The sequence below is a fragment of the Frankia sp. CcWB3 genome (genome assembly GCF_977927595.1).
This window is the reverse complement of record NZ_CDWRCK010000201.1, coordinates 1-7,812: the sequence shown is the minus strand read 5'-3', so window position 1 is coordinate 7,812 and position 7,812 is coordinate 1. Positions and strand designations below refer to the sequence as shown.

Annotated in this window: 7 protein-coding genes; 2 read left to right on the top strand and 5 right to left on the bottom strand. The window is 68.7% G+C overall.

The features are described from left to right. Nucleotides 1–388: 388 nt before the first annotated feature. The 3 genes from ACY5KJ_RS14915 to ACY5KJ_RS14905 all read right to left on the bottom strand — a co-directional run bounded on the left by ACY5KJ_RS14915 (nt 389) and on the right by ACY5KJ_RS14905 (nt 2,451). Complete coding sequence (locus ACY5KJ_RS14915) at nt 389–628, bottom strand: hypothetical protein (RefSeq protein ID WP_462203617.1); 240 nt, start codon at nt 626–628, stop codon at nt 389–391. A 576-nt stretch (nt 629–1,204) separates the two neighbouring features. After that, the gene (locus ACY5KJ_RS14910; protein ID WP_462187757.1) at nt 1,205–1,810 is read right to left on the bottom strand and encodes a GNAT family N-acetyltransferase; all 606 of its coding nucleotides are present in this window, start codon (nt 1,808–1,810) and stop codon (nt 1,205–1,207) included. Nucleotides 1,811–1,899: 89 nt separating this feature from the next. Beyond that, on the bottom strand, nt 1,900–2,451 hold the full coding sequence (locus tag ACY5KJ_RS14905) for a hypothetical protein (RefSeq protein ID WP_462187756.1): 552 nt from the start codon (nt 2,449–2,451) through the stop codon (nt 1,900–1,902). A 1,074-nt stretch (nt 2,452–3,525) separates the two neighbouring features. Between ACY5KJ_RS14905 and ACY5KJ_RS14900 the strand changes: the two genes are divergently transcribed. Beyond that, the gene (locus ACY5KJ_RS14900; protein ID WP_462203616.1) at nt 3,526–4,485 is read left to right on the top strand and encodes an HAD-IIA family hydrolase; all 960 of its coding nucleotides are present in this window, start codon (nt 3,526–3,528) and stop codon (nt 4,483–4,485) included. A 35-nt stretch (nt 4,486–4,520) separates the two neighbouring features. On the opposite strand, the gene ACY5KJ_RS14895 is transcribed toward ACY5KJ_RS14900, so the two are convergent. Further along, nucleotides 4,521–5,969 carry a hypothetical protein gene (locus tag ACY5KJ_RS14895; RefSeq protein WP_462203615.1) on the bottom strand — a complete coding sequence of 483 codons (1,449 nt, stop codon included), beginning with the start codon at nt 5,967–5,969 and terminating at the stop codon, nt 4,521–4,523. Between the two features lie 274 nt (nt 5,970–6,243). Between ACY5KJ_RS14895 and ACY5KJ_RS14890 the strand changes: the two genes are divergently transcribed. After that, nucleotides 6,244–6,930, top strand: a complete 687-nt coding sequence (locus ACY5KJ_RS14890; protein WP_462189170.1) for an adenylate kinase family protein — start codon at nt 6,244–6,246, stop codon at nt 6,928–6,930. A 24-nt stretch (nt 6,931–6,954) separates the two neighbouring features. Here ACY5KJ_RS14890 and ACY5KJ_RS14885 read toward each other — a convergent pair whose 3' ends face one another. Then, nucleotides 6,955–7,515 carry a hypothetical protein gene (locus tag ACY5KJ_RS14885; RefSeq protein ID WP_462189168.1) on the bottom strand — a complete coding sequence of 187 codons (561 nt, stop codon included), beginning with the start codon at nt 7,513–7,515 and terminating at the stop codon, nt 6,955–6,957. Nucleotides 7,516–7,812 lie beyond the last annotated feature (297 nt).

Genomic DNA, 7,812 nt, shown 5'->3' with positions numbered 1-7,812 from the left:
CCCGCCACCCCAGCCGCCACCAAAGCCGATCCTCGGTCCGGAGAGGTTGAAACCTCCCAGACCTAACGACATGCGTGGTCCCCGCATCCGCATTGCAGCCCCCCGCTACCGACATATGGAGCGGCAAGCTACAGGAGGATGGCGTCTAAGGGGACGTAATGAAGTAACAAATACGTGATCGAGAGCATCATCGCAGGTCACAGGCCTGTGGAGGGTTCGAAACGCGCAAGTTATTTCATTTCGATTCCTAACCGTCGAGGCGGTGGCGACGACGCGCAACGTGGGCAACGGATGCATGTCGCGGGTAGTCCGCAGGTCCGCGCGCTGTGCTGCGAGACAAGTTCAGCCTGAGCCCTGCTCTACCTGCCACAGCGACGTGCCCGGAGCATCACCAACGGGCGAGCTTCTCCGCATTGCCCACGAGCGGGTCGTTACTGCGGGTGACTACGTAGCCGTTCTCTTCCAAGACCCGGATCGCTTCCTCGGGAGCATCGCGGACCAGGGCGCCGATCTGACGCTGACGCCAACGGATCCGGCCAGCCTCGACGACCGCGCGCCAACCCTCCTTTGCATCGAAGCTGCATTCAGAAATCAGGAACTGGATGAAGTCCTCGAGACACGGTCGCATCCGCGCCCCGCCCACAGGAAGATGGAGGGACGCCAAGTCATGCGGCGTTTTCTTGCCGGCATGTGCAAGGAGGGCACTGAATGCACCGCGCTCCGGGTGGAACTGCCAGTGCGCAACCAAGTAGGTAGTCGATCTTTTCCAGCTCGGTGAGTGCCTCGAACTCGTCGCCGGTGAGCGCGTAGGCGTCGCAGCGGGCTCGAAGCTCGTCAGCGGTCAGGCCGATATCGATCCAAGATCGACTTCCGGCGCGCCTCAAGCTCCTCCCGGATCGGCTTGATCACGTTCCGCAACATAGGTTCCTCCTCCAGGCTCACCGCCCAAAGTAAGCCACAGAGGTCCGACGGTTTCGCTCATCGGCCAAAAGAGGTCATTATTGCATGTCGGTGTTGGCCGTCCGGTGCCGTGGCACGGCCTGTCAGACCGGTAGGACGGTCCCATGGGACTGGCCGGTCCACGCACAGCCGTATAGACCTACTCGCCGAGGAACGCCGACAAGGCGTACGTCCCGTGCCGGTCGAGGTTGCCGCGGACCCGGTCGTAGCCGCGGGTCGTCCGCGGGTCCCGCCGGTCCGGCGCTCAGTCGAGATCGATGGCCATCAGCATGCGGGAGTTCGGGGCGAGGCCGAGCTCGCTCTCGTGCGCGACGAGGTCGGCGAGCGCCGGGGTCATCTCGGCCGCCACCAGTTCCCGGAAGCCCCACCGCGCATACAACGGACCGTTCCACGGCACCGTCCGGAAGGTCGACAACGTCACCCTCCGCACACGACGGGGGCGCGCATAATCGATCACGCTCAGGCTCAGCGCCCGGCCCCGACCCGACCTCCCGTGCTCCGGACGCACCGAGAGCTGTTCGAGATGGACACTCGCCGCCGGAGTCCCCACGCGTGGCGGCGCGCCGTCGGTCCCCGGCCCGGGCTCGGAGACGTCCGTGGGGAGGACGTCGGCGAGGGCGTAGCCCACCGCGACCCCCACCGGGGCGTCGCTCACCCAGGCCCGCCCCCCGGCGACATACTCCGCCAGCTTCTCGGCCGAAAGCGGAGAATGTCCGGCGATGTCGGTCATCCCAATCCCGGCGAACAGCACTCCGGCGGTCCGCTCGATGTCGCGCATCACGTCGACGTCGTCCTCGCTCGCCGGTCGGACCGACCGCAGGGCGTCGTCGAGGTCACGCGGGTCGGGCATCGCGCTCAAAGCCCGGGAAGAAGTCCACGTAGCCGAGTTTGACAGGACGTGCGGGCCGAGTCGTCCGGCGAGCGGCCGGCCGGGTGCGCTCAGCCGGTGGGAACGATCTGCGCCGGGGCCCCGATCTGGGCGACGAGCATGGTCCAGTGCCCGTCGCCGGCGTTGAGGGCGTCGGTCGTGCGCTGCAGCAGCACCGGGGGGGGGACGGGTGTGCCGTCGAACAGGTTCCCGCACGCCGTGACCGCCTGGGCGTAGGCACCGGCGCCTTCGGTCCAACTCCTGCTCACGCTCTCGACGGGCGGGAGGCCCAGAGGTCCGATGCGGTCGACGGCCCGCCCCAGGTCGGCGCAGGCCGGTTTCAGCGACATGCCGTCCGCCGCCTGGATGTCGGCCCGTACCGCGTTGACCGCCCGCACGACCTCCGAACGGACCTGGGCGGTGGTGGCGTACCAGGACGTGAGCCGGGCCTTGACGTCGGTGGTTGGCGGTGCCGCCGCACCGGCCCCGCCACCGGCCCCGACGACGAGGAACACCACGACCACCGCCACGACCCCGACCACGGAAAGAACTGCCAGCCCGCGTCGACGTTCCTCCCTGGTCAGTTCCTCCCAGGTGCGGTAGTCGCTCCGGCGCCGGCTCACGGGTCCCCCAGATAGCAAGAAGTCAGCGACAAAGCAGACGCACAGCTCAATCCTGACGTTGCGTCGGGAGCGACTCCCGACCGCGCCGGTGACGCGACGCCCGGCGTCCCACGTACCCGGTTCAACCTCCCGCTGCGGCACCGAGGCGCCGCGGGGGCACCGAAGAGGCCCCGCGGGGGCACCACCAAAGGGGCACACCGCGAGGGGCACCACCAGACGGGCAGCGCCAGACGGGCACCGCCAAATGGGCTCCGGGGCTCTGCGGCTCCGGGGCGGCTGTCCCGGCCACCGCCATAGCAATACGCCGGACCGGCGGTATGCGCGGCGGTAGATGCGGCTGCACGACCGCGAGCGCGGGCAGCGGGCAAAGTACCGGCCTGCGACATCACCCGCGTGTCGGTGCGGGAAAACGCACCGTCTTCTCCTCCCTCCCAAGGGGATCCCCACACGGGAACTTCGATTTTCGTCACACACATCTGCGTTCCGCTCCCGGCCGGCTCGGCGATGTACTCACGGATGTACGAACGGGCCGCACCCGGCCGTTGCCGGCGGAGGATCCCGGACCGACCCAGGTCGACATCCGGCGTTTCGATGCGCAAAGCTGCGTGAAAGCGTCAAGATATCCCGGGTGCTTTACCACCCCGCGGCTCGGTGGATACCGGTGAGGGACGTTCGCGAAGGGGCACAGATGGACTATGTGATGGACTTGTCGGAGTCGGAGTGGGGGACACCCGCACCGGACCGGACGGGCAGCTGGGCGATCATCGTCCTGGAGCAGGGGACCCGGCAGGTGCAGGGAGTCATCGGCCCGTTCCGGTCGCCCGGCCATGCGCAGGCCTACGCCTGCGACGGGGGATTCGCCGACTGGCTCATCGTCCCAATCCCTGTATCTGATGTCGCCCACCGAACCGGAGATCGCCGCCATCGCGGTGCTGTGAGACGGGATCACCCGAACCCGGCGAGGTGAGGTGACCGAACCCGCCGGATCGTCCGGGCCGGGTGGTCCCCATCATGGTGCCGAGTGGGGACCACCCGGCAGACGGCATCGAGCGCCGGCGGGGAGAATCGGGGGTCATGGCGGAGCATCTGATCGAGAACTATCTCATCGACATGGACGGTGTTCTGGTCCATGAGGAACATCCCATTCCGGGCGCGGATGCCTTTCTGGTCGGGATCAGCGCGGCAGGCCTGGGTTTTCTCGTGCTGACCAACAACTCGATCTACACGGCCCGCGACCTGTCCGCCCGACTGGCTGGCGCTGGACTCACAATCCCGCCGGAGCGGATCTGGACCTCGGCCCTCGCCACCGCGCTCTTCCTACACACCCAACGCCCCCAGGGATCGGCGTACGTCGTCGGCGAAGCGGGCCTGACCACGGCGCTGCACGACATCGGCTACGTCCTCAGCGACCGGTCACCCGATTACGTCGTCCTCGGGGAGACTCGGACCTACAGCTTTGAGGCAATCACCAAAGCGGTACGGCTGGTGCGCGACGGCGCACGCTTCATCGCGACGAATCCCGATCCCACCGGTCCCTCGGTGGAGGGTCTCCTGCCCGCCACCGGGGCGGTCGCGGCGATGATCACCCGGGCGACCGGCGTCACACCGTACTTTGTCGGCAAGCCGAACCCGTTGATGATGCGCAGTGCGCTGAACACCCTGTCCGCGCACAGCGAGACCACCGTGGTGATCGGCGACCGGATGGACACCGACGTCGTCGCCGGCCTGGAGGCCGGAATGGACACCGTGCTGGTGCTGTCGGGCATCACGTCCATCACCGACGTCGACCGGTTTCCCTACCGGCCGACCGCCATCGTCGGCAGCATCGCCCAGCTGCCCGTCGGTCGGGACGTGCGGACGCTCGACAGCATGCCGACGGCCGCCGTGCGCCCGGCGCCAGCCGAGACCCCCGAGCGCACCGGAGCCCCCGAGCGCACCGGAGCCCCCGATCGCACCGAAGCCCCCGAGCGGGCCGGGGCGCACGGTCGGACCCTGGGAGCGATGCACACCCCGGGGTCCACCACGCGTGGGTGAGGGTCCACCACGGGATCAGGGAACCCCGGACGGGATCAGGAGCCGCCCTGCGAACGGCGGAACAGGGTCGCGGTCGGCGCGGCGGCGGTCAGGGTCACCTTCGTCGGCGTGAACAGGAACGACTGCTGCGGCAGGCCGTCCGGACCCAGCAGGAACGCCCGCTCGATCGAGTCGACCTGGATGCGCGCACCGGTGTCGGCACCCGCACCGACGACCCGGGTCGCCTGGATGGACGCGATGTCCTCCGCGACCGTCCCGGGCGGGAGTTTGACGGCCGTGGCGGCCGGCGCGTCCCGTTCGATGGACCAGGCAGGGTAGGTCTTGTTCGACCGGTAGGTCTCGGGGTTGCCGGCGAGCCGCACCCCGACCGACAGCCCGACCCAGGCGTCGGCGGTGTTCGGTGTGCCGACCGTGTTCTTCCGGACGATCAGGTACAGGTAGTTACGCGGGTCGCTGATCCGGGTGCGCGAGTTCGGGACCGGGGCGTCGGCGACCTTGCCCTCCCGGGCGACCTCCTGGGACATCACCCAGTAGGTCCACGGGTTGCGGTCCATCTCCCGTTCAGGGGCCTCGGCGTTCGGGTCGAGGGTGTCCGCGGCCGACAGGGCGAACCGCATCGGGCCGTTGGTGTTCTGGCACATGCTGTTGCTGCGCGTGCAGGTCCCGAGCAGCGGGTGCGTGCCCTCGTACCGGCCGGTGAACGGCTGCGACGTGTGCTCCGGACCCTGGATCACGGCGCTGCCGGGGATGGCGTTGCCGGTGGCGTCGATCTCGACCTGGTAGGTCCACTCGATGTCGGTGGTCCGCCCCCAGAACGCCATCAGGGCCGGGGTCGGGGTGCCTTCGTCCTCGTTGCTCCACACCATCGAGTAGGTCAGCAGGCGATGACCGGCGATCGCGGTTGGCGCTTCGGAGTGGAAGGCGAGCAGTGGGGTGTCGGTGACGGCGTTCTGGAACGGCCCGCCGGCCATCGGATTCGCGGTGGCGGCCGGTGCCGTCCGGCCGTAGATCACCGGAGCGTGGGCCAGGGCCTGGTAGCCGTTGTCCTGCGGCGTGACGGTGCGGAAGGTCAGATCGGTCAGGCGCGCCGTGGCGGCGTTGCGGGGCGACCGGTCCGCGGCGAACAGCGTCCGCAGGGTGTGCTTGCCGGCGGCCAGGTGACCCAGCGCGAGGCTGCGCTTGATCGGGAAGGAGGTGGGGATCACGAGGTCGGTGGCGTAGGCGGTGTCGACGTAGAGCGACAACACCGCGGACTCGCCGCCCGGGGAGCCCCAGGAGACCCCTGGGGCGGTGGTGGTGACGTCCAGGAGCACCTCGCCGTCGGCCTCGGTGCGGAAGGGGATTGACGAGTCCTGCCCCCGGTTGAGGACGATCTCCGCGGGTGGAGCCGGTGCCTTGTCCCCGGAACCGCACGCCGCGAGCCCCACCGCCAGCACGGTGGCGGCCAAGCTGGCGCCGAGCGTCTGACGCAGTCCCCTTGACACCCGCGTTCCCTCCTAGAATCCGGGATCGCCGCCGCCGCGGCCCGTTCCGCGCTCCCCCGATCCCCACACATCCTGACATCCTGCTCTTTACGGCATTGTCGCCGTGCATCGGTCCGGGTTGGGCTGCGGACAGCCCGCCGGTCGGCCGTGCGGGTGTCATGACGTACCCGCCACCGCTGGGCCGCGGAAACCCCTAGTGATCTCCATGGCGGATAACGTCGCGACGGAGAGGCCGGTGGGACAGCTGGGGGCGGAGGAACGAGCGGGAGTCGGCGTGCGCAAGTTCGTCATCATGGGCGTGCAGGGCAGCGGCAAGGGAACCCAGGCGACGATGATGGCCCGGGACTTCGACTTGGTCCACATCAGCGTCGGCGACGTCTTCCGCTGGAACGTGCAGAATCACACCAAACTCGGTGCCCAGGTCAAACGCATCGTGGCGGCCGGTCACCTGGTCGGGGACGATCTCGTCGAGTCAGTGGTGCGCTCCCGGCTGGCCGAGCACGACTGGAACTATGGGTTCATCATCGACGGGTTCCCGCGCAACGCACGGCAGGCCGAGTTCTTCCTGGAGAGCTACGACATCGACGGGGTCATCTACCTCGACCTCCCCGACGACGAGGTCTACCGGCGGGTGCTCGCCCGCCGGTTCTGCTCGCGGTGCGGCCTGGACTACAACCTGATCGCCAGTAGGCCGCAGGTGCCGGACACCTGCGACGTGTGCGGAGCGCCGCTGCTGACCCGGGCCGACGACAACCCGCAGGCGCTGGCCGTCCGCCTGCGGGAGTACCACGAGAAGACCCGACCGGTCATGGAGATCTTCCAGCGCAAGGAGTTCGTGGCCGTCGTGGACGCCAGGCACCCGCCGCGCGAGGTGCAGGCGGAGATCCGCCGGCATTTCGATCTTCCGCAGCTCGATCGCTCGCAGTTCGGTCTTCCGCAGCGGCCGGTCGTGTCCGGGTGAGCCCGGCCGCGATCCCCCGGGGGGCTACTGCTTGGTGAATACCACGGCGACGCCGTCGGTGTTACCGACCCCCGCGGCCCCGATACTCCCGTTGACGCCGTGCCCGTTGAACTGGATGGCTCTGGCGACTCCCGGAATCCCCACATCCGTTGTGATCTTATAGCCGGCGCCAGGCAGGGTCTGCCGGTAGAAGGTGGCCACCCCGTCGCTGGACACCCCGTCCAGCGTCACCGTCGACGTTTTCCCGGTGGTCGTGCCGACCTTCACGGTGGCCCCGGGCGGCACCGGGAAATCGGGGGGGACATTCGTGCCACGCAGGGCATCCGCGCCGCTGACGGCGTCGATCCTTCCCACCCCCGGCAGCGAGGTAGGCAGCGAGGTGGGCAGCCCGCTCGGCAGCGCGGTGGGGATCGACGTCGGCAGGGTCGGTGTGCTGACGGAGGGCGGCACACCGACGTCGTCGGACCCCCCGCAACCGGCGGTCAGCGCGACCATTCCCGCGAGGACCAGCCCCGGAAGCAGCGTCATGGTTCGGCCGGACCGGATCCCTCGGCGTGGTTCGTCAAGGGTGAGGTTCTCCCGCACGGCTGGTCCTCCTGCTCGGTCCGACCGGCGGGACAGGGGTCCCGCGGGCGGACGGTAGATCATCACTGTGGATCTGTCCAGGTGTCTGATTCCCGGATCTTTCGGATCCATGCTGTCGACCTTAGGGGACGTAATGAAGTAACAAATACGTGATCGAGAGCATCATCGCAGGTCACAGGCCTGTGGAGGGTTCGAAGCGCGCAAGTTATTTCATTTCGACTCCTTAGTCGCGGACGGTGCACGCCGCGTGGCGGTGTCGGCTCAGCGTCATTGCCTGCGTGGGGGTGGGCCGTGTGG